General features: G+C 50.3%; 22 protein-coding genes and 1 tRNA gene. 13 read left to right on the top strand and 10 right to left on the bottom strand.

Annotated features, from left to right (window positions below; genetic code table 11):
• The 5 genes from M979_RS11425 to M979_RS11405 all read left to right on the top strand — a co-directional run.
• Window positions 1-1,778: Ig-like domain-containing protein (locus M979_RS11425; RefSeq protein ID WP_157093238.1), on the top strand; the 1,778-nt coding region annotated here is incomplete at its 5' end.
• 184 nt (window positions 1,779-1,962) lie between these two features.
• Window positions 1,963-3,201 (top strand): alanine racemase, encoded by a 1,239-nt coding sequence (gene alr / locus M979_RS11420; protein ID WP_064554999.1) that lies wholly within the window; start codon window positions 1,963-1,965, stop codon window positions 3,199-3,201.
• 209 nt (window positions 3,202-3,410) lie between these two features.
• The gene (locus M979_RS11415) at window positions 3,411-4,412 is read left to right on the top strand and encodes a LacI family DNA-binding transcriptional regulator (RefSeq protein WP_064554998.1); all 1,002 of its coding nucleotides are present in this window, start codon (window positions 3,411-3,413) and stop codon (window positions 4,410-4,412) included.
• Window positions 4,413-4,562: 150 nt separating this feature from the next.
• On the top strand, window positions 4,563-6,029 hold the full coding sequence (nhaC, locus tag M979_RS11410) for a Na+/H+ antiporter NhaC (protein ID WP_064554997.1): 1,467 nt from the start codon (window positions 4,563-4,565) through the stop codon (window positions 6,027-6,029).
• Window positions 6,026-7,207, top strand: coding sequence for a MalY/PatB family protein (locus tag M979_RS11405; protein WP_064554996.1), 1,182 nt, complete (start codon window positions 6,026-6,028; stop codon window positions 7,205-7,207). Before nhaC ends, M979_RS11405 begins: the two co-directional genes overlap by 4 nt.
• A gap of 119 nt (window positions 7,208-7,326) precedes the next feature.
• Here the strand turns inward: M979_RS11405 and M979_RS11400 are convergent, their stop codons facing one another.
• From M979_RS11400 to M979_RS11355, 10 genes are all read right to left on the bottom strand, one after another.
• Window positions 7,327-7,866, bottom strand: a complete 540-nt coding sequence (locus M979_RS11400) for a DUF2058 domain-containing protein (protein WP_064554995.1) — start codon at window positions 7,864-7,866, stop codon at window positions 7,327-7,329.
• A 225-nt stretch (window positions 7,867-8,091) separates the two neighbouring features.
• Entirely contained in the window at window positions 8,092-8,856 is a 765-nt protein-coding gene (locus M979_RS11395) for a DeoR/GlpR family DNA-binding transcription regulator (protein ID WP_064554994.1), read from the bottom strand.
• 4 nt (window positions 8,857-8,860) lie between these two features.
• Window positions 8,861-9,493, bottom strand: a complete 633-nt coding sequence (locus M979_RS11390; RefSeq protein WP_064554993.1) for a beta/alpha barrel domain-containing protein — start codon at window positions 9,491-9,493, stop codon at window positions 8,861-8,863.
• A gap of 2 nt (window positions 9,494-9,495) precedes the next feature.
• Window positions 9,496-9,945 (bottom strand): PTS sugar transporter subunit IIA, encoded by a 450-nt coding sequence (locus M979_RS11385; RefSeq protein WP_064555002.1) that lies wholly within the window; start codon window positions 9,943-9,945, stop codon window positions 9,496-9,498.
• A gap of 110 nt (window positions 9,946-10,055) precedes the next feature.
• Window positions 10,056-10,862 (bottom strand): BtpA/SgcQ family protein, encoded by an 807-nt coding sequence (locus M979_RS11380; protein WP_064554992.1) that lies wholly within the window; start codon window positions 10,860-10,862, stop codon window positions 10,056-10,058.
• Between the two features lie 31 nt (window positions 10,863-10,893).
• Complete coding sequence (locus M979_RS11375) at window positions 10,894-12,207, bottom strand: galactitol-specific PTS transporter subunit IIC (protein ID WP_034458944.1); 1,314 nt, start codon at window positions 12,205-12,207, stop codon at window positions 10,894-10,896.
• A gap of 16 nt (window positions 12,208-12,223) precedes the next feature.
• The gene (gene sgcB / locus M979_RS11370) at window positions 12,224-12,499 is read right to left on the bottom strand and encodes a PTS sugar transporter subunit IIB SgcB (protein WP_064554991.1); all 276 of its coding nucleotides are present in this window, start codon (window positions 12,497-12,499) and stop codon (window positions 12,224-12,226) included.
• Window positions 12,496-13,605, bottom strand: a complete 1,110-nt coding sequence (locus M979_RS11365; protein WP_064554990.1) for a M42 family metallopeptidase — start codon at window positions 13,603-13,605, stop codon at window positions 12,496-12,498. Before M979_RS11365 ends, sgcB begins: the two co-directional genes overlap by 4 nt.
• A 422-nt stretch (window positions 13,606-14,027) precedes the next feature.
• Window positions 14,028-14,102 (bottom strand) — tRNA-Arg (locus M979_RS11360).
• 105 nt (window positions 14,103-14,207) lie between these two features.
• Entirely contained in the window at window positions 14,208-15,161 is a 954-nt protein-coding gene (locus M979_RS11355) for a formate/nitrite transporter family protein (protein ID WP_064554989.1), read from the bottom strand.
• A 204-nt stretch (window positions 15,162-15,365) separates the two neighbouring features.
• Here M979_RS11355 and ccmA point away from each other — a divergent pair, with 204 nt between their 5' ends.
• The 8 genes from ccmA (at window position 15,366) to M979_RS11315 (ending at window position 21,750) form a co-directional block, all read left to right on the top strand.
• The gene (ccmA, locus tag M979_RS11350) at window positions 15,366-15,974 is read left to right on the top strand and encodes a cytochrome c biogenesis heme-transporting ATPase CcmA (protein WP_064554988.1); all 609 of its coding nucleotides are present in this window, start codon (window positions 15,366-15,368) and stop codon (window positions 15,972-15,974) included.
• Window positions 15,971-16,630, top strand: a complete 660-nt coding sequence (gene ccmB, locus M979_RS11345) for a heme exporter protein CcmB (RefSeq protein ID WP_064554987.1) — start codon at window positions 15,971-15,973, stop codon at window positions 16,628-16,630. The genes ccmA and ccmB overlap by 4 nt, the downstream gene beginning before the upstream one ends.
• Before the next feature lie 121 nt (window positions 16,631-16,751).
• Complete coding sequence (locus M979_RS11340) at window positions 16,752-17,489, top strand: heme ABC transporter permease (protein WP_064554986.1); 738 nt, start codon at window positions 16,752-16,754, stop codon at window positions 17,487-17,489.
• Window positions 17,486-17,698: a heme exporter protein CcmD gene (ccmD, locus tag M979_RS11335; RefSeq protein WP_064554985.1), complete on the top strand. Its 213-nt coding sequence runs from the start codon at window positions 17,486-17,488 to the stop codon at window positions 17,696-17,698. The genes M979_RS11340 and ccmD overlap by 4 nt, the downstream gene beginning before the upstream one ends.
• Window positions 17,695-18,174, top strand: a complete 480-nt coding sequence (ccmE, locus tag M979_RS11330; protein ID WP_064554984.1) for a cytochrome c maturation protein CcmE — start codon at window positions 17,695-17,697, stop codon at window positions 18,172-18,174. The genes ccmD and ccmE overlap by 4 nt, the downstream gene beginning before the upstream one ends.
• Window positions 18,171-20,123, top strand: a complete 1,953-nt coding sequence (locus M979_RS11325) for a heme lyase CcmF/NrfE family subunit (RefSeq protein WP_064554983.1) — start codon at window positions 18,171-18,173, stop codon at window positions 20,121-20,123. Before ccmE ends, M979_RS11325 begins: the two co-directional genes overlap by 4 nt.
• Window positions 20,120-20,677, top strand: a complete 558-nt coding sequence (gene dsbE, locus M979_RS11320) for a thiol:disulfide interchange protein DsbE (protein WP_064554982.1) — start codon at window positions 20,120-20,122, stop codon at window positions 20,675-20,677. Before M979_RS11325 ends, dsbE begins: the two co-directional genes overlap by 4 nt.
• Complete coding sequence (locus tag M979_RS11315; RefSeq protein ID WP_064554981.1) at window positions 20,674-21,750, top strand: cytochrome c-type biogenesis protein CcmH; 1,077 nt, start codon at window positions 20,674-20,676, stop codon at window positions 21,748-21,750. The genes dsbE and M979_RS11315 overlap by 4 nt, the downstream gene beginning before the upstream one ends.
• Window positions 21,751-21,756 lie beyond the last annotated feature (6 nt).

The raw sequence follows: 21,756 nt of genomic DNA, 5'->3' as shown, positions 1-21,756 counted from the left end.
ACCTCGACAGACCGTCGGTGATCCCGGCGATGGAGCTGACGCCAGCCGAAGTACCGCACACGGAAAAGCCACCGGTAGAGACACCGCACCTCGACAGACCATCGGAGATCCCGGCTATGGAGCTGACGCCGGCCGAGGTGCCGCATACGGAACAACCACCGACGGAGACACCACATCTCGACAGACCGTCGGAGATCCCGGCGATGGAGCTGACGCCGGCCGAGGTGCCGCATACGGAACAGCCACCGGTGGAGACACCGCACCTCGACAGACCGTCGGAGATCCCGGCCATGGAGCTGACGCCGGCCGAAGTATCGCACACGGAAAAGCCACCGGTGGAAACACCGCACCTCGACAGACCGTCGGAGATCCCGGCGATGGAGCTGACGCCGGCGGAGATGCCGCACACGGAAAAGCCACCAGTTGAAACGCCGCACCTCGACAGACCGTCGGAGATCCCGGCCACTGAACTGACACCTACGGATCAGAATCACAACATCAATATCACTATTGATGCCATTGAAACTGTAGAAACTCCCTCAACGGATAAACCGAATAGTGTGATCACCCATGTGAATGGTGGCAGTGAATCAGCTGATGGCTTCGATGTTCAGGATGGGAAAATTGTCAAGATTGGTTCAAATGTGCATGTCTGGTTGAGTGAAAGCGATTCCGAGCCAGACTGTGCCGATCCTAAAAGCCAGATCGGTCTTTACAAAGACGGTAACGTTAATGGTGATGGCAGCCATACCGATATCTTTGTGGTCCATCCGGGCACCCAGTATGTACGCAATGATGGTTTTCACGATAACCTTCAGGCTGTTAAGGGTGATTCGCAGAGTGAACATAAAGACTACATCTTCCTACAAGGTGGAGAAGGAATTCATTACAAGATCACATCAGGTGTCGATCACCCTCAAAACAATCAGGTTAACTCTTGGGATAATGTTTCGGTTAGCGGGACTGATGATCAGGGCAACACGCTATCTTTAAATGGTTCAAACCAGATAGCGGGGGTGATTTACGGTGATGGCACTTCTCCTAACTCGCCAGAGAGTAACCCTCAACAAGTAGACACTCCAGCCAGCGTGCAGCACTCTATTGTCACCGGTACCGTAACGGGTGACATAGCGCTGGGCGACATCGTGAAGCTGACCATCAACGATCATCACTATAAAGGTGAAGTGGTTGACCTGGGTAACGGGAAGCTCGGCTACCATATTGGGATTGAAACAGGCGATCTGAAAGAGGGTCTGCCTGTACACGTTAGCATTACTGTCAAAGATGAGGCAGGGCATTACACAACAGCAACGGCCGACCATGATGTCAGTGATGGCCTGGTTCCTGGTGCGCCTTCCAGCGAAGCGCCTCCTGTACCGTTGGCTGAAGAAAGCACCGGTCACGCTGTAATTGAGCACCACGCCGAACAGTCGCATTCGCTGAATAACTTGCTGGAAAGCAGTGATGATCTTTTCCTTCCGGCACCAGCCCCATCAGCGGATAGCGCCATACACCAATCCGGTATTTCTGATCTGGGGAGTGATAAGGCTCAACATATTGACGATCGCATAAATTTGAGTGACCTGGCTCAAGAGCTGGAACATGGCACTGATATTACCAGCCTGATTAAAGGCACTGAGCAATCGGGTAGCGAAACGACGGTTATCGATCCTAAAGTGCATGTGGTTCCGGCAATAATGTCTGAACCTACGGGGATGGACAGTTTGCAGCACTCATCATTTGATCATTTATTACATAAACCTGAACATCAATATTAACGGCTGACGCCAGCAATTTATAAGAGCTTACCCACTGATTGTGAGTAAGCTCTTTTATTTTCAGCCATCTATGTAATCTTTGAGATAAGGCCATTAAATTAAGATGGGAATCAGGAAGATAAGCTGTTTTCTCGGATGATTTTTGGTTCGCTATGAACCCTTTTAACTTTGCTAAGGAGTTAGCATGCCACTGCATTTACGACGTTTAGCTTTAATCCCTCTGTTTGTTCTGACTGCCTGTAATAGCCACACCAATACCACCGTTCCTCCAACAAGCACGCTTTCTGCTGCGGGATATCACCATCAACAACTGGTCGTTGATAACTCAACACTTGAAATCTCGCGTAGCGCGCTGGAATACAACGTACAAAAAGTCCAAAAACTGCTTGGCAATAAATCGACCATGTGCGCCATTCTGAAAGGGGATGCCTACGGGCACGACCTGTCGCTGGTCACGCCGGTTATGCTGGCAAATAACGTGCAATGTATTGGCGTTGCCAGCAATGAAGAACTCAAAACCGTACGCGATCTCGGTTTTAAAGGACGCTTACTGCGTGTGAGAAATGCGACCGAAGAAGAGATGCGCCAGGCGACGGACTATGACACCGAAGAGTTAATCGGCAATCTGGATATGGCTAAACGCCTGGATGCGATTGCTCAACAACAGGGGAAAACGCTGCGTATTCACCTGGCGTTGAACTCCGGCGGTATGTCGCGCAACGGACTGGAAGTGAGTAATCAGGAAGGGTTGAATGATGCGAAAGCTATTTCTGAACTGAGTCACCTGAAAATCGTCGGCATCATGTCGCATTACCCTGAAGAAGATGCGGCGGCCGTGCGCAAAGATCTCGCGCACTTTAAAGTTCAGTCACAGCAGGTTCTGGATATCACCGGTCTGAAACGTGAAGACGTAACAATGCATGTTGCTAACAGCTTTGCGACCCTCACTGTGCCTGAATCCTGGCTTGATATGGTTCGCGTTGGCGGTGTGTTTTATGGCGATACCATTGCCAGCAATGACTACAAACGCGTCATGACGCTGAAATCATCTATTGCCTCGGTGAACCGTTATCCGAAAGGCAATACCGTGGGTTATGACCGCACCTACACGCTGAAACGTAACTCCGTGTTGGCCAATATTCCGGTGGGTTATGCTGATGGTTATCGCCGTGTGTTCAGCAACGCGGGGCACGTGTTGATTCGTGGACAGCGCGTTCCAATTCTTGGCAAAACATCGATGAATACCGTGGTGGTTGATGTTACCGACCTGAAAGGGGTTACGCCTGGCGACGAAGTGGTTCTGTTTGGTAAGCAGGGGAAAGGGGAGATTACCGCGACAGAAGTAGAAGATATCAGCGGTGCATTATTTACCGAAATGTCGATTCTCTGGGGTGCCACGAACAAGCGGGTACTGGTTGATTGATAGTCTTAGCCCAGCTTTTAGCTGGGCTTTTTCTATTAGCATCTCTTAATTTTATTGCTATGAATTTAGGGGCTTACCGTTAATCGCTGCATGCCCCCCCAAAGATATTATTCGGTCGTTATTTTGCGGGATCTAATGCCACATGCTTTGGTGATATGCTCGCGATGGTTTTTTCTAAGAACTCACGTTCTCCATATCAAAGTGAATCTATGGCGACAATGAAAGAGGTTGCCCAGTTGGCCGGAGTGTCGACAGCAACGGTATCTCGGGTAATAAATCAAACTTCATACGTTGAACCTGTTACGCAGGAGCGTGTGGAGAAAGCCATGCGCGAGCTGAACTATCGGCGTAATGCAGCAGCTCTGGCTCTCGCCAAACGCAGTGGCAATATGCTGGGGTTGTTAACCGGCAATCTGGCCGATCCGTTTTTTGCCCGATTAGCCCGTGGTGTGGAAGAAGTTGCACGCCAGCAAGGGTTTCGTCTGATGGTCTGTAGTGGTGGTCATCAGGCTGAGCTGGAAAAATCAGGTTTAGATTTTTTGATTAACCAGGGCTGTGAAGCCATTGTCGTGCATGCGACACGCCTGCCCGACCAGGATTTAATTCGCTATAGCACCCATACCCCCGCTATGGTCCTTGTGAACCGCTACATTCCTTCAATAGCGCCTCGCTGTGTATGGCTGGATAACCAAAGTGCGGCACGTCAGGCCACACAACACCTATTGGAAAATGGGCATCGCTGTATTGCTTGTATCACATCAGACTTGCCCATTGATGACCGACAGCAGCGGCTGGAAGGCTACCGTTTAGCGATGGCTGAATTTGGGATCACCCCAGAGAAGAGCTGGATAATTAGCGTACCGTTTAACGAAGAGGGTGGGGAAACGGCTGCCAGAAAACTTCTCGATAGCCACATTCCTTTTACAGCAGCATTTACCTTCAACGATGTTATGGCCGCCGGTATGATGCGAGCCCTTCATCAGCAAGGCGTAGTGCTGCCTGAACAGTTATCACTGGTTGGTTTTGATGATGTTGTACTCGCTCGTTATCTGTTCCCGGCCTTAACGACTATGCACTATCCGATTGAACGCATGGCACGTCGTGCCGCTCTGCTCGCCATTGAGCTGCATCAACATCAAACGCCACCGCCGCGCTCATTATGCTTTGCAGCTGAACTGATCGAACGAGATTCGGTGATGCGAAATAAGTAATTGAAGCCGTGCCGTCAACAACGCATTTTGTGACGAATATCGCAACTGTATTCTTCATGTATGCGGTTACATGGCAGCATCCTTTCCATCACATTTGCATTGTTCTGTTCCCTTTACTCTGCACCTACCAAAATAAATCGGAACACAATTATGAAAGCGAATGAATCACACAACGACAAAAAAACGCTCTCTTTTGGGCTGGCTTTACTTCCCATTATCGCGATGCTGGCATTTCTCATCATCGGTTACGGCGTGATGGGGTTGCGTATTGAGCCGTTGCTTTTGTGCTCTGCAGCAATTGCCGCAGGTCTTGCATATTGGCAAGGATATAACTGGGACGATGTGATGAACTCCATCGTAGCCAAACTGGCGAAAGCGATGCCGGTTATTATGATTTTGATTTGTGTCGGCGGGCTTATCGGCACCTGGATGTTTAGTGGCACCATTCCTTATATGGTTTACTGGGGGTTGAAGCTGATTAGCCCTCAATACATTCTTATCGCCGCGTTTTTCCTGACCAGTGTGGTGTCAGTGTGTACTGGAACCTCATGGGGCTCGGCGGGTACGGTTGGCGTAGCGTTGATGGGGGTTGCTGCCGGGCTGGATGTCCCACTCGCAGCCGCAGCGGGGGCGGTAGTTTCCGGTGCTTACTTTGGCGATAAAATCTCTCCGCTGTCTGATTCAACCAATTTTGCCGCTATTGTTGCTGATACCACGTTGTTTGAGCATATTCAGCATTTGATGTACACCACCATTCCGAGCTTCATTCTGGCAGCCATTGTTTATCTGGTTGCTGGCCACAGCAGTATGATGGGTGAAGTTGCCACTCCACAGCGAGTGACAGACATTATTAATACGCTCGATAGTCTCTATCACTTCCATATCGTGCTGATATTGCCGCCGATTATTGTCCTTTGGGGAGCCATCAGCAAAAAACCGGTTATTCCGTTGATGCTGATTGCCTGTCTGTTGGCCATTATTCTTGGCGTCTGGCTACAGGGATTGAGTGTTAAGCAGGGGCTGGATGCCTTTATGGATGGTTTTAATATCAGCATGTTCACACAAGGTTCTGATGGGGTTATTGCGGATGTGCCCCGTCTGCTGAATCGTGGTGGCTTGTTCTCAATGATGAGTACAATCTTGCTGGTGTTCTGTGCTTTCTCTTTTGCTGGCGCACTGACACTAACAGGCGCGCTCACTATCATTATCAACCGCTTGCTCACCGTTATTCATAGTGTGGGTCAACTGATTGCGGCCACTATCGGCACCACTATTCTGGTTACAGCAGCAACCAGCGACGGCAAACTGGCGCTTCTGGTTCCGGCTGAACTCTATCAGGATGCGTATCGCCGCATGGGTTTAGATACCAAAAATCTTTCCCGCACCATCGAAGATGCGGGCACTGTTATCGAGCCTCTTATTCCGTGGACCGCTGCGGGGGTCTATATGGCGACAACACTGGGCGTAAGCACTCTGGATTTCTTACCCTGGGCGGTACAGTGTTATTCCGCTATTTTCTTTGCTTTGATTTATGGTTTTACCGGGTTTGGTATCGCTAAAGCACCGATTAAGGCCACTACACTCATGGAGAATTCAAAGCAGGAGGCGGCATCATGAAAAACAACTTTGATCAGGTGATTAATCGCTGTGCTACGGGGTCAGTGAAGTGGGATTTCATCGATCGTTATCAGAATATGCAAACCGACAACTTACTCCCAATGTGGGTTTCTGATTATGATTTTGCCTGCCCGCCAAATGTTTTGGAGGCGCTTCATCGGCGTGTTGACCATGGTGTGTTTGGTTACAGTGAGCGTGATGAAAAATACTACACGGCACTGACTAGCTGGTTTGAGCGTCGCCATCAGCTCCTGATTCGCCCTGAATGGGTTTGCAGTATTGAAGGAGTAGTGCCGGGTCTTTCACTGTTGGTACAAATGCTAAGCCAGGTGGGTGATTGTGTTGTGGTTCAGGGGCCGTACTACGGATCATTTGCCAAAATTATCAAGCTTAACCAGCGCAACCTGGTTGAAAACCCACTGCAAGAAGATCCCGATATGGGATACGTGATGGATCTTGCGCAGTTAGAGGAATTGTTTAGCAAAAACCGCCCACCACTGTTCATTCTGTGTAACCCGCATAACCCTACAGGGCGTTGCTGGAGCAAAGTTGAGTTAACCAAACTTTTGGCGCTATGTGAAAAATACGATGTGACGGTGCTTTCAGACGAAATTTGGGCTGATCTTCTGCTGCCTGGCTCAACATTTACCTCTGTTTTGCATCTTGAGTCTCGCTGGCATTCAAGGGTAATTGCTGCCACATCAGCAAGTAAAACCTTTGGGCTCTCATCCCTACGGATCTCAAACTTCCTTATTCCTGATGCTGAATTAAAGGCGTGTTTTATCGAGCGTTTAAATGCCCACGGTCTGGACGTATTCAATGCGCTATCGATGGAAGCGGCTACTGCCGCATATAATGGTGCCGAACAATGGCTGGACGAATTGCTTGATTATCTCGCGGCAAATCGTGACTGGTTTGTGTTGCAGGTAGAGAACAACTTGCCTTGGTTGCGTGTCATTCCGGCGCAAGGCACCTATTTGATATGGATAGATTGCCGTGCATTGGGCTTGAGCGATGATGAGTTAAAGAACGTGATGACTGAGATAGCCGGTATTGCTCCTTCTATGGGGAGTGGTTTTGGTCCAGCAGGCTCCGGTTTTATTCGTCTGAATCTCGGTTGCCCACGTAGCTATCTTGAGCAAGCCATTAAAGGGCTGCTGCGAATTGGTGCGCAGTAACTTCAAACATAATATTACGCTCCTAAGCCAGCTTTGGCGGAGGAGCGTATTTCAAAGGGGCTCTGGTTTTGCTGGGATTTGAAAGCTGCCCAAGCCAGAAGAAAGCCTGGAAACTTTCCCTACCACATCAAATCGTCAGGCACGACAAAGTCAGCATATGGGTCTTCTTCGTCTTGAGCTTCCGGGCTCAGAGTACTGTTTAATACGATATAGCTCGCATCACGCTGTGCAATTTTATCGGCAACACTTGCTGGAATAATCGCGTATTCACCATCAGGATTTTTATCTGTCATCAAACGAGCAATAGCGAGGCGGCCATTGGTTAATTGAGTCTGAGTAACCTTGTCCACATAGATTTTTTTAATTAAATTATTATCTGTGAAGTTATAGCCAATATCGCCTTTTGAAATAACAATTCTGTTCATTTCAATAAGCTGCTTGATCTGAGCTTTATATTCTCTGGATAAAGCAGCCTGCTTTTGTTGTTCACTCAGCTCTTTATCACGCTCAATTTGCGCCTTTTTATTTTCTTCCACAGCCTCGCGTGCCTCACGAGCCTGAACTCGCGATTTTTTGGCCGTTCTCTGAACTTTGGCCATTTTTTTGCTGCTGACTAAGCCAGCCTTCAGCATCTGCTCTTGCAATGTGAGTTTTGTCATGTTCGTGGTCTAAAAGAATCAAATCGTGGCCAGGATTATACCTTTCATACTCGAGGTAGTGTTGTTGTTTTTTTGCAGATGGGATACTCCATGATTTGATGACCAATCTGAAATAGAGCGGTTAACACCAAAATTGTTGTAAATGCAGCAGAGTGCGACAGGTGAATGTTCATGGTGTGCAGGCTGACATAATAAACCAGCACGGCAATCATCTACCATGGACTGTTAACGGATGAGATTAACACCCGCCTGACGGTAGCGTTTAAACAGCGAATCGGGAAGATGCTCATCGGTTATCACACAGTGAATGCATGAAAGGGTACTGATGTTATAAGGGTTGGTTTGCTCGAATTTACTGTGGTCTGCCAGCAAGAATACTTTTTTAGCGCGTTGGATAATGGTTTTTTTAATGCCAACTTCAAACAGTGTGGCATTGGTTATCCCGGCATCAAGCGATAATGCATCGCAAGAAATAAAAGCCTGGTCGACGGTAAAGGTTTTCAGCATATCCGTGGCAAGGCTTTCTCCCACGGTAAAATAGCCAGGGCGGATCATGCCGCCGATAATATAACTTTCGAGATGGCTCATTTGCGCCATTTGATGGGCAATGTTGACATCGGTAGTCACCACGCGCGCGGGTATTTCCAGCACTTTGGCCAGCTCGAGGCAGGTGGTTCCTGAATCGAGAATAATAAAATCATGTGGCTGAATTTTCTGTCTCGCCAGTAGCGCTATCTGTTTTTTAGCCTCGATATTAAGATTCTTTTTCATATCGAAGACAAATTCTTTATCCGCACTATTGACGTTAAAGCGCAGCCCTCCGTGATAACGCTCCATACCCGGATAGTGAAGCGCAATATAATTAAAATCGCGCCTCAGGGTGGCATCGGCATAATTTAATAATTCATGTGCCTGTTGAATACTAAGCTGCTGGTGTAGCCAGAGGTAGTGCAGGATATTGCCGATACGTTCACTACGTTGTTGGCTCATAGCGTTACTCCTTAAATTGGCGCAGTGCGTGGGTTATATCGCTATGGCCAAATATAGCGCGGCCCAGTACCAGATGGTGAGCCCCCGCGTGAATCAGTGCGGGGGCAACGCTGAGATCGACACCGCCATCCACCCAGATTTCAGTTTGCGGAAATAACCGCGCCGCTTCGGCCACTTTATCTATAACTGCCGGAATAAAGCGTTGCCCTTTGCCGTCCGGCTCGCTGGTCATGATCAACAGGCCATCAGGCTGTTGATTCAGGTAGCGGTAATGGGCAACGGGTGTGGCAGGGTTGAATGCCAGTCCTGCTTTGGCTCCGGTTTGACGGATAGCGTCCAGGTCTTCAGACGGATTTGCCAGCGCTTCAACGTGCAGAAAAATCCATGCCGGGTTGAGCGGTGCAATCCATGCAAGCCAGGGGCGAGGATTCGCCAGCATCAGGTGAAATGACAAGGGATGTTGGGTTGCCTGCGCGATGGCGTTGATAGTCTTCATCCCGAAGGTTATGTTGCTGATAAAGCTGGTGTCTTCAATATCGATATGCAGGGTACTGATCTTCAGCCTGGCCAGCGATGAAAGCGTTTCTCCAAGCGTAAGTGGGTCGGCGGAAGCCAGGGATGGATGGAGATGGAGCATATTTAGTGCTCCTGTAGTGTGGGGTTGCTGATCAACTGGAAAAGCTCATTATCGGTAGTTACCTGTTGAAGACGGGCAAGCAGATCGCTGTCTTCAAGCAACGTTGTGATGCGCTGGATGGTTTCCAGATGAGCATTCGCATCCGTCGCGCTAAGGGCTATGACTAACCATACCGGGTCGCAGTCTTCATGGCCGAAACTGACCGGCGTCTCAAAGGTTGTAATGGCAATACTATTCGCACGTGCACCCTGTTCCGGGCGGGCGTGGGGCATGGCTACTCCGGGCGCGATAACATAGTAAGGCCCCCATTGCAGGGTATTTTCAATCACGCCCTGGCAGTAGCTGCTGGTGATGTAATCCAGGGCTTCGAGAGGTTGAAGTGCAATCTGAACCGCCTGCTGCCAGCCTGATGCCTTTCTCCGGGCCTGGGCCTGTTGGGAATGATGTATCAGCATATTGACACCTGTAATGTAAAAGCGATAAATAAAGGCCCGGTATACTTTTGGCGAAGGCACCGGGCCGTTAGCGATGACGGTCGGGGCCGTTGTAAAACGGCCTCGTTTTACCCTCTTAGCTGATGCACTTTCTCCATAAAGCGTGCGACCCGCGATTCATCGACGAAGTTGTCAAATATCCCATCTTTTTTGAAATGTGTTGCGGTCACACAACCATCGGCTATCGCCAGTTGCTCTTCCACGTTTTCCAGGCAGACCCCGGTATTGGCCAGAACAACGGTATCTGGCACCGTCTCTTTCACGACTTTGAGCAGCGCGGAATCCGTCTTGCTGCCAGCGGTCAGGCCAGAAACACACAACGCATCTGGATGGTTGTTGAACACCGTCGACTTAGCGATAGCGCGAATATCCCGATTCCCCAGATAAACAGCCGCTTCCGGCACAATGTTGAACAAGGTTTTAACGTGTGATGCGCCAATACGGTGCTGGTGGCGGATAGTTTCGCCGACATTGGTGTCCCAGACGCCGAAATCGCTGGCATAGGCACCGGTAAAGATTTCACGAATAAACTTAGCGTCTACGGCCATGGCCAGATCAAACGACGCAACCGGATCCCACAGCACATTGACCCCGTAAGGCACCCGAATCTCGCCCATTAGTTGTCCGATAACGCGCGCCATGGCGGCAGTGGTTTCCGTTTTTACGCGCGTCAGATAGGGCAGGCTGAACTCGTTAGAGAACATGACGGCGTCTACGCCACCGTTTTGCAGCGCCATCAAATCATCGCGGGCTTTGTCGATAACCCAGTTCATGCCTTTTTTGCTGTCATAACCCGGATCGCCAGGCAATGCGCGCAGATGGCACATGGCAATAACGGCTTTCTCAGTACCGATAACAGTTTTTAACCAACTCATATTTCACTACTCCTGTTCAATAAGGGATAAATCAGGCGGACAACTCGCGTTTACGCAGACCAATGACCACCAGTGCGGTGATACCAATGCAAACAATGACGCCAATCGTACCCATGCCGACCAGTTCGGTAATCGACCAGCCAAACGGGTTACCGACAGATAATGCGGTAATTTGCGAACCATCTTTGGCCAGGCTGAAGCCACCTTGCGCGGCCATTTGGGTAAAGTACGGGGCAAAATGAGTAGAGATCAGCAGCACGAAAATCATGGTGATGAAGCTGGTGATCAGCGTGCGCAGGAAATCTCCCCGGTGGATTACCGTTGCCATACAGACAAAGAAGGGAGCAACGGGAAGATCGGCCAGTGGCAGCACCTGGTTACCGGGAAGCAAACCGGCGGTGATGAGCATAATCGGGATCAACAACAGACCCACGGCAATGGTGGTGGGATGGCCTAGCGTGACGGCGCTGTCCAGGCCGATATAAAACTCGCGGCCATGAAAATGTTTTTGCAAGAAGGTGCGTGCTCCCTCGGAAATGGGCAACAAACCTTCAACAATCAGACGGATCATGCGTGGGAACAGCACCATAATGGCTGCTACGGTAATAACCAGGCTCGCCAGATCCTTGAATCCGTAACCTGCCGCCAGACCAAAGATAATCCCCAGAATCACGCCAATAATCACCGGATCGCCAATCATGCCGAAACGTTTTTGGATTTCGCTGGCGTCGATGTTGTTATTTTTCATAAACGGAATGCGTTGATAGACCCATTCCAACAGTAGCGCTATAGGTACTGAACTGGTGCCCCATCCCTGAGGAATAGAGATACCCTCCAGACCAACAATGCTTTGTACACGCCTGGCGGTGAGATCGGCCATTTTCAGCGACAGTGCGGCATGGCATAGCGCAGCCAGCACGCCATAGATCATGCTGCCGGTAAGAATATTGGCAATTGCGCCGGTGATGGCGTAATGCCAGTAGTTATAAATATCGACGTTCATGGTTTTGGTCAGGCGCGTGACCAGCAACACAATGTTGAACAAGAATACGACCGGGATCACCACCGCCCCGACAGCCGTTGCATAACCAACACCAGAAGCGGGGCCTGCGCCTACATCCAGCAGATGTAAATGCAATCCGAACCGGTTGATCATGAGTTTGATGGCTGGGTTCAGGCTGTCGATGGCCATGACAATCACCAGCCCCATTCCCACAAAGCCAATGCCGATAGTGACGCCAGCTTTCACTGCCTGAAAAAACGGGATACGGAAAACAAGCGCGATGATAAACATGATGATGGGGACGAAGACCGTGCCCCCGAGGGATAAAATATAATCAATCATGATGGAATCCTCAGCGTTATTTCAGCAGATCGAGCAACTGCTGCTTGAGCGCTTCATCGTTAATACCCGTCAGAAACGCAGCGCCATTCAGACACGGGACACCGTAATCCGTGCTGGTCTTCATGGAGGTGACGATAAGATCAACGCCCTGTTTATTGAGTGGAATTTCGCTCAGGCAGCACTGGTTAGTGGTGGCATTAATTCCATTTTCGCCCAGAAAACGGGTTAATTTCTGGGCTATCATGGTAGACGTCGCCATGCCGGTGCCACAGGCAACAAGTATCTTCTTCATTGTGGTGATCTCCTTTCTTTGGTTGTTAACGGGAAGGTTTCAGCTTTAGCCGCTACCAGGTGTGCCAGCAGATCGATGCAGTGTTGCAGGTCGCTCAGGCTGGCAACTTCACTTGGGGAATGGGTGTAACGACAAGGAATGGACAGGCCCGCGCAGAGGATGCCGTCTTGCTGAAGCTGGATATATCCGCTTTCAGTGATCACGCCGGGGGCGACTTCACGCTGAACCGGGATGTGATGCTGCTCAGCAGTCGTCTCAAGCCATTGAACCACTTTGGGAGAGGTAATAAGACCGGCCAGCGTTCCACGTCCGTGATAGTTCAGACATGTGATGCCTGGTCCTTGATTTATCACCAGATCAGCGTAGTCGGCGAGATCCGGGGTGTCGCATGAAGGGGTGATATCAATGCCAATGGTTAGATCCGGACGGATGGCGTTAACGGCAGGAAGGATGCCGCGAATGTTAAATTCTTCTTGCACTGCGGCAACGATAAACAAAGCTACATCCAGCGATTTTCCAGCGACTTTATCCGCAAGCCCCAGCAAAGCGGTGCAGCCCAGACGATTATCCAGCGCTTTGCTGCACACCAGATTGTTGCCCAGCTTACGCGGTGGGTTATTCAGGGTGATAGGCGTACCGACATTAACGCCCATTGCCAGCGCATCCTGTTTGCTGCTGGCACCGATATCGATCCACAGTTGGTCGATAGCAGGCTGGTGGGTTCGTTCATCCCCTTTACTGAAATGATAAGATTTGATCCCGATACAACCGGGCACACTGCCTTTACTGCCCTGTAAATTTACCGTGGAGCCGGACATCGTAATTTGCGCGGGGCCGCCTACTCGTTCAAAACGAATAAAACCGTTTTGTTCTATTTTGCGAACCATAAAGCCGACTTCATCCATATGGGCGAACACCATTATCCGCAGCGCGTCTGGATCCTGGCTACCAAACTGTGCAATGACATTGCCCAGAACATCCCGGTGTGTACTGATTGCTCCCTGCGCAAGAAGAGGCTCAATAACGTCTGCAACAATTGTTTCATGGCCGGGTATGGCGTCCAGGGACAACAGTTGCATCAGAGTGGAACGGGTATCAAATGACATAATCAACCTCAATAATGACTGACAGAGAGGATGTTATGCGGGGTAACTGATTGATAAAATGTGATGAAATTCACATCAAAAAGTGAGTTGGTGGTTTTTACCCGCACTTTGAGAGGTGGTTAAAATTAAATCGCTCATTTTTATTGCGTATTCTATTTTTTCGAACATCAGGAATGATTGATTTGGACCAGAATGAACGAAAGTGAATATTCGGTACTTTATTGCGGATAAATTAATCAACACTATGATCAGAGCTTCCCGTTACGCAGCAAACATTGCCAAAATTCGCTAATACGATGGCCCGGAATTTGCTCGGTTGCGACGAGACGCAATAACATGAGCATCATGCAGTAGCTCGGTGATATTTATTGCTGACTGTGTCTTCGATGCTAAAGAAGGGAAAATTTCTGTTGATATCGAGATGGTGTCCCCTGCAGGAATCGAACCTGCAACTAGCCCTTAGGAGGGGCTTGTTATATCCATTTAACTAAGAGGACTTAACACCCGCTGGGCTGCGCGGGCGGGTGTTGCGGGCGTAGTATACCCGCTTTTAGGGCGACGTTAAGGGGCAAGCAGGTTGATTGCCTGAAACGTAACCAGTTTTAAGTGCGTTGCGTCTGTTTTTCTCTTTTGCCATCTTCAACTTCCTGTTTGCGCTTTGCTTTAGCCTTCGCTTCGGCTTTTTTCTTAGTACTCATATCGTTACGGATTTGCGCGTGGCTAATCAGTGCGAAGATAAATGTGCCGCCGCAAATATTGCCTGCGAGGGTTGGCAAGGCGAATGGCCAGAAGAAATCGCTCCAGTGAATGGTGCCGTTAAAGACCAGGTAGAGGATCTCCACGGAGCCGACCACGATATGGGTTAAATCACCCAGCGCGACCAGCCAGGTCATGATGATGATGACAACAATTTTTGCCGAACCCGCCGACGGGAACATCCACACCATAGTGGCGATTATCCAACCGGAAATAATGGCGTTGGCGAACATCTCCCCTGGGGTGTTTTTCATCACATCCATGCCGATTTTCACGAATGCATCGCGCGTTTGCTCATCAAATATCGGCATATATTCAAATGCATAAGCGGCAAGCCCGGTGCCAATCATGTTGCCAAGCAAAACCATACCCCATAAGCGCAGTAACAGCAGGAAGTTTGACCCGGTTGGTTTGTGCATTACGGGCAGCACAGCGGTAACGGTGTTCTCGGTGAACAACTGTTGTCGCGCCATAATGACGATGATAAACCCGAAAGTGTAGCCGAGGTTTTCCAGCAGAAAGCTGCCGGGCACGCCATCCAGATTGACGTGAAATACCCCTTTTGCCAACAATGATGCCCCCATCGACAGGCCCGCTGCAATCGCAGACCACAACAGCGCCATCGCGTCACGTTCCAGCTCTTTTTCACCGTCCTGGCGAATATGTTCGTGGATGGCCATAGCTCGCGATGGCAGCTGTTCTTCATCGACTTCTATCTTTTCGCCGTGGTCTTTTTCGTCACTTTCGACTTCAATCTCATCGGTGGATTTGTCGATTTTGTCTTCTTTTAATTCATCCATTTTTTAGATCACTCACCGGTTAACTATTCCATTAAGCGTAGCGGCTTTTGGCTTTATTCCCTGCAACACTGGTGAATTCGACTTAATTTTGATCTTAGGTGTGAGGATTACCTCTTTTGGAGTACCGCAGATGCGGCAGCCCATCTGGAGCAAAGCCTATGATGTGTTATGATTTTGTTTCCCGAGACAAGGAGTGTTCCTCAAATGCTTGATGCCGTTAACCTGACCTGCATACGTGACGATCGCGTGTTATTTAGCGAGTTGTCGTTCACCGTATGCCCGGGTGAAATGGTGCAAATCGCCGGCAAAAATGGGGCAGGGAAAACATCGTTATTGCGGATTCTGGCGGGCCTTGCACAGCCTGAGGATGGCGAAGTGAAGTGGCAAGGGGAAGGGTTGTCCCGTGCGCGCTATCAATATCATCAGGATTTGTTGTGGCTCGGACATCAGCCGGGCATCAAAACCGTTCTTACCGCCTTTGAAAATCTCAGCTTCTACCATGCAAACAGTGCGGAAAGCCTACGTTGGCAAGCGCTAACTGAGGTTGGTTTACTTGGTTTTGAAGATGTCCCGGTTAACCAACTTTCCGCCGGGCAACAACGCCGGGTGGCGCTGGCCCGATTATGGCTAAGTTCGCAAAAGCTCTGGATACTTGATGAGCCTTTTACCGCCATTGATGTTACGGGTGTGGAAAAACTCACCCGGCAGCTCAAGCTGCATACCGAACAAGGCGGCATGGTGATTCTCACCACGCATCAGCCGCTGGCAGTCAGCAATCTGCGCCAGATCCATTTGCAGGAGAAACTGGCATGATGCGCAGAGTTTTTCTGCATGAACTGCGCGTGGTGTTCCGAAAAGGTGCGGAGATCGCCAACCCTCTGTGGTTCTTTCTGATAGTTATCACCCTGTTTCCATTAGGCATTGGCCCGGAGCCGCAATTACTTGCACGAATAGCGCCTGGCGTGATTTGGGTGGCTGCATTGTTGGCATCACTGCTGGCGATGGACAGATTGTTTCGCGATGACTTTCAGGATGGCTCGCTTGAGCAACTGATGTTGCTGCCAATTCCTTTACCGATGGTGGTGTTAGCGAAAGTGACCGCTCACTGGGTGGTGACGGGTTTGCCGCTGCTGATCCTCTCGCCTCTTGCCGCGCTCTTGCTGGGGTTAGATTTTTACGCCTGGAAGGTGATGGCACTTACGTTGCTGCTTGGGACTCCGACGCTGAGTTTTCTTGGTGCACCTGGCGTGGGGTTAACTGTAGGTTTGCGGCGTAGCGGCGTGTTGTTGAGTCTGCTGGTGTTACCACTGACTATCCCGCTGTTAATTTTTGCCACCGCCGCCATGGATGCAGCCTCTATGCATCTTCCTGTTGACGGTTACATGGCCATTCTTGGTGCGCTTCTGGCATCAAGCGCTACACTAAGCCCGTTTGCCACGGCAGCGGCACTGCGCATTAGCGTGCAATAAAATTATGTCGGGTGGTGGCTTGCGCCTTACTCGACCTAAATAAAATAAGATATATCAATATGTTGTAGGGTAGATAAGCGAAGCGTCATCTACCAAAGCAACTTTTTTGTGAGCAACGATTATGTGGAAATGGTTACATCAACTCGCTAAACCCGAGCGGCTTTATCAGCTTTGTGGGCGTTTGGTGCCGTGGTTTGCGCTTATCAGCGTGGTGTTGTTAGTGGTCGGTTGTGTCTGGGGTTTTGGTTTCGCGCCTGCGGATTATCAACAAGGACAAAGCTATCGCATTATGTATCTTCATGTGCCTGCGGCAATCTGGTCGATGGGCATCTATGGCTCGATGGCCGTGGCGGCGTTTATCGGCCTGGTGTGGCAGATGAAAATGTCTGACCTTGCTGTGGCGGCAATGGCCCCGGTGGGTGCGGTGTTTACCTTTATTGCGCTGGTGACGGGCGCTGCATGGGGCAAACCGATGTGGGGAACCTGGTGGGTGTGGGATGCACGTCTGACTTCCGAACTAGTGCTGTTGTTTCTCTATATCGGTGTGATTGCGTTGTATAACGCCTTTGACGACCGCCGTCTGGCCGGGCGTGCCGCAGGTATTCTGGTGCTGGTGGGCGTGGTGAACTTGCCGATTATCCACTTCTCGGTGGAGTGGTGGAACACGCTGCATCAGGGTTCCACCAATATGCAGCAAAGTATTGACCCTTCGATGCGCACTCCGCTGCGCCTGACTATCTTCGGTTTTCTGATGCTGTTTGCCACGCTGACGTTAATGCGTATGCGTAATCTTATTTTGCTTCAGGAGCAGCGCCGCTCATGGGTGACGGCGCTGGCGAATAAAGGGAGAAGCGCATGAACAGCGCATTTGTAAGCTGGACTGATTTTTTTGCCATGGGTGGCTATGCGTTTTATGTCTGGCTTGCCGTCACGTTGACCTTTATCCCATTACTGATGTTGGTGGTGCATACCCGTTTGCAGCATCGCACCATTTTAAATTCAGTCACGCGCCAACAGGCGCGAGAAAAACGGATTCAGGCAGCACGCCAGGCAGAGGGAACTGAATGAACACGCGTCGTAAAAATCGATTATATCTGGCGCTTTCTGTGCTGGTGGGGTTAGGACTTACTATCACGCTGGTGCTGTATGCGTTACGTAGCAATATCGATCTCTTCTATACCCCGAGTGAAATTCTGTATGGCAAAGGCGAAAGCCACCAGTTGCCGGAAGTGGGGCAGCGTTTGCGCGTTGGCGGAATGGTTCAGCCCGGCAGCGTCAAGCGTGATAACCAGACGCTGAAAGTGACTTTCAAACTCTATGATGTCAGCGGCGTGGTAGATGTCAGCTACGTTGGTATTTTGCCTGACTTATTCCGCGAGGGGCAGGGCGTGGTCGCACAAGGCGTGTTTGAAGCCGGTAATAAGATTGAAGCCAAAGAAGTGTTGGCGAAACATGATGAAAATTACACGCCGCCGGAAGTAAAAGAAGCGATGGAAAAAAATCACCAACGCGCTCCACAGGCCTACAAGGATAACGCCTCATGATGCCAGAAATTGGCAGTTTTTTGCTTTGTCTGGCGCTCGGCTGGTCATTGTTACTCAGTGTTTACCCGCTGTGGGGCGTGAAGCGTAATGACTCACGGTTGATGGCCTCTGCCCGACCGTTAGCATGGGCGCTGTTTATCACGCTATGCGCCTGTTTCCTGGTGCTGGTAAATGCGTTTGTGGTGAATGATTTTACCGTGCTGTACGTCGCAAATAACTCCAACAGCGAACTGCCGGTGTGGTATCGCGTTGCCGCCACATGGGGCGCGCATGAAGGCTCATTGCTGCTTTGGGTATTGTTGCTGAGTGCCTGGACATTTGCAGTGGCGCTGTTTAGTCGCAGCATGCCACAAGATGCCGTAGCACGTGTGCTGGCGGTAATGGGGATGATTAATTTCGGCTTTCTGCTGTTTATCATTTTCACCTCTAATCCGTTCACCCGTACGTTGCCTGACTTCCCTATCGAAGGTCGCGACCTGAATCCGCTGTTGCAAGATATCGGGCTGATTTTCCACCCGCCACTGTTGTACATGGGGTATGTCGGTTTCTCGGTGGCGTTTGCGTTCTCTATCGCCGCGCTGATGGCCGGAAAACTCGATTCTGCCTGGGCGCGCTGGACGCGTCCGTGGACGTTAGCGGCCTGGTCATTTTTAACCATCGGCATTGTTTTAGGTTCGGCCTGGGCTTATTACGAGCTGGGTTGGGGCGGCTGGTGGTTCTGGGACCCGGTAGAAAACGCCTCGTTTATGCCATGGCTTGCGGGTACTGCGTTAATCCACTCTCTGTCAGTGACGGAAAAACGTGGCAGCTTCAAAGCCTGGACGGTGCTGCTGGCGATTACCGCATTCTCGCTGTGCCTGCTCGGCACGTTCCTGGTTCGCTCGGGCGTGCTGGTATCGGTGCACTCATTTGCCTCTGACCCGGCGCGCGGCATGTTTATCCTCGCGTTCCTGGTGATTGTGATTGGCGGTTCGCTGCTACTGTATGCGGTTCAGGGCAGTAAAGTGCGTTCACGTGTCGGCAATAGTTTGTGGTCGCGGGAATCATTTTTGCTCGGCAATAACGTGCTGTTAATCGCTGCAATGCTGGTGGTGTTGTTAGGAACGCTGCTGCCTTTGGTGCACAAGCAACTGGGGTTGGGCAGCATTTCTATTGGTGAGCCGTTCTTCAACACGATGTTTACCGCGTTGATGGCACCGTTCGCGCTGCTGCTCGGCATTGGCCCGCTGGTGCGCTGGCGTCGTGATGAGCCGCAAAAGCTGATTAAACGACTGGTGATTGCCGTCGTGGTGACCGTTGTGCTGGCGTTAACTTTGCCCTGGTTGATGCAAGACCGTATCGAAGCGATGACGGTCATCGGTTTACTTATGGCGGTCTGGGTATTTGTGCTGGCGTTAACCGAAGTCTTTGATCGCGCCACGCATCGCCATGGTTTGCTGAAAGGGTTATGGAAATTGCCACGCAGCCATTGGGGCATGGTGTTTGGGCATCTGGGGTTGGCGGTAACTGTCGTCGGTATCGCCTTTAGCCAGAATTACAGTGTCGAACGGGATGTGCGTATGAAAGCGGGCGACAGCATCGACATCCACCAATACCACTTTGTGTTCCGCGATGTTCATGAATTGACGGGCCCGAATTACCGTGGCGGCGTGGGTATTATCGACGTGACGCGTAATGGCAAACCTGAAGCCACGCTGCATGCTGAAAAACGTTTCTACAACAGCAACCGCGCCATGATGACTGAAGCGGCAATTGACGGCGGTGTGACGCGCGATCTCTACGCTGCTCTGGGTGAAGAGTTAGATGATGGCAGTTGGGCGGTGCGTCTCTATTACAAACCTTTTGTGCGCTGGATTTGGATGGGCGGAATATTGATGACGCTCGGCGGCCTGTTCTGTTTATTTGACCCACGTTACCGTCAGCGTAAAAACATGCCGGAGGCTGCATGAAGCGCAAAGTATTATTTATCCCGCTCGTTTTATTTCTCTTGTTGGCTGCGATGTTACTGTGGCAACTGGCACGTAATGCGCAGGGCGATGACCCGACCAATCTCGAATCTGCATTGGTTGGTAAAGCGGTGCCGGTGTTCCGACTGGAGTCTTTGGAAAACCCGGGCAAGATTTATGACCAGTCAGCTCTGACTGATGGCAAACCGTTATTACTCAACGTATGGGCAACCTGGTGCCCGACCTGTCGCGCAGAGCATCAGTATCTCAATGGGCTCAAGGCACAAGGCGTACGCGTAGTCGGTATGAATTATAAAGACGACCGCCGCAAAGCGATTACCTGGCTGAATGAATTGGGTAACCCTTACGCGCTGAGCCTGTTTGATGGCAACGGCATGCTGGGGTTAGATCTGGGCGTTTATGGCGCACCAGAAACTTTCCTGATCGATGGTAAAGGGATCATTCGCTATCGCCACGCGGGGGATCTTAACGATCGCGTCTGGCAGCAAGAATTAAAACCGCTGTGGGATAAATACAACAAGGAGGCAGGTGCATGAAAAGCGTATGGCTATTTCTCATCGCATTCTTGTTCTCGTTTAATGTGCTCGCGGCAATAGATACTTTCCAGTTCAAAGACGAAGCGCAAGAACAACAGTTCCGCCAGCTCACTGAGCAATTGCGTTGCCCGAAATGCCAGAACAACAGCATTGCGGATTCCAATGCGATGATTGCCTCTGATATGCGTCTGAAAGTTTATGAACTGATGCAGCAGGGTAAAACGAAGCAGCAGATTATTGATTACATGGTGCAACGTTACGGTAATTTCGTGACGTACGAACCACCGCTAACACCTGCCACTATCATTTTATGGGTGCTTCCTGGGCTGTTTATTCTCGGCGGCGCGGTTGTGATTGTCATGCGCAGCCGTAAACGGCGGGTGCACTTTAGTGATGAGCCTGAAAGTGAAACTCAACCAGCAATTACCCGAAAAGCCCATTTCTGGTTTTTTGCGCCCGGAGCGGTGATTTTGGTGGTGGTGAGTGTAGGAGTTTATCTAAAAACATCTGACTGGAAGCAAGTGATAGCCTGGCAAAAAGTGACCAGGCAGACACCACAGTTGTTACAACGCGCTTTAGATCCACAGGCGGAGCCGCTGAATATGCCCGAAATGGCAAACCTTGGCCTTGGGTTGCGTACCCGTTTGCAGCACGAACCTGACAATATTGAGGGGTGGATGATGCTCGGGCGAATTGGTATGGTTCTGAATAATGCATCTACTGCTACACAAGCTTTTGCTCATGCGTATAATCTGTCGCCCACTAACAGTAATGCAAAGCTGGGCTATGCTGAAGTATTGACCCGTAGTGGAGATGCGCAGGATAACCAGTTGGGTGGAAATCTTTTGCGAGAATTGCTCAAGGTGGATCATACCAATATTCGCGCATTGAGCCTGCTGGCATTCAACGCTTTTGAACAACAGCATTACCGCGAAGCTATTGGTGCATGGCAAATAATGCTACAAGTCTTACCGGCAAACGACCAGCGTCGGGCTGTGGTGCAAAGAAGCATCGAACAGGCTAAAGCGGCGCAAGCTGGTGAAGATGGCATTAAAGCTGAAAGCGTAGAGTAATAATAA

Origin of the sequence: Buttiauxella noackiae ATCC 51607 (genome assembly GCF_001654865.1) — a bacterium.
Classification (GTDB): Bacteria; Pseudomonadota; Gammaproteobacteria; order Enterobacterales; family Enterobacteriaceae; genus Buttiauxella; species Buttiauxella noackiae.
The sequence above is the reverse complement of the archived record's forward strand: the minus strand, read 5'-3'. Positions and strand labels throughout refer to the sequence as shown.